Source organism: Xanthobacter sp. BG11Y11_SDJG (genome assembly GCF_057364445.1).
The window spans coordinates 1-624 of the sequence record NZ_JBNFNU010000862.1 but is presented as its reverse complement, the minus strand read 5'-3'; the positions used below and the strand labels follow the sequence as shown (position 1 = coordinate 624).

General features: G+C 75.8%; 1 protein-coding gene. It reads right to left on the bottom strand.

The features are described 5' to 3' along the window. On the bottom strand, window positions 1-541 hold a 541-nt coding region (locus AC2W7M_RS27005; protein WP_486136313.1), incomplete at its 3' end, for a Tm-1-like ATP-binding domain-containing protein. Window positions 542-624: the final 83 nt, after the last annotated feature.

Here is a 624-nt window from a genome sequence, read left to right as displayed (position 1 = left end):
CCGCGCGGCGCCCCATGCGCCTGAGGTCCGCGAGCCGCGCCTTCGCCATGGCGGCGAGCGCCCGGGCGCCGTTCCCCAGCACCAGGCGCGAGACCCGGTTGAGGCCCTGCACGTCGGTGACGGCGGGCATCATGGTGATGTCGCTCGCGCCCACATAGGCGCGCACGTCGCCTGCGGCCATGGTGGAGATCATGAGCTTGGGCAGGCCCACCGGCAGCGCCTGCATGGCCGGCGTCACCATGGCGGTGGCGCCCGAGCCGCCGGCGGAGATGATGCCGGCGACGCCCACTTGGCGCGGCAGCCAGGCCTTGAAGGCCTCGGTCATGGCCGCCACCGCCGTGCCGCGGTCGCCCCGAGGCGATGCCGGCCGAGCCGCGCGGATAAGCGAGGGCGAGCCTCCTGGGGGCGTCACGTCGCCGCCGGCGCTGCGGCCGGAGGTGGAGAGGTCCACGAGGCGGGTGCGCAGGCCCTCCGCCTGGATCAGGTCGCGGATGAAGCGCAGTTCGTCGCCCTTGGTGTCCAGCGTGCCGGCGACGATCACATAAGGCTCCGGCCGCCGCCGCTGCGGCGGCCAGGCGGCCGCACCTCCGCCGGGTCGCCCGTCCACGGTGGCGAGGGAGGGCC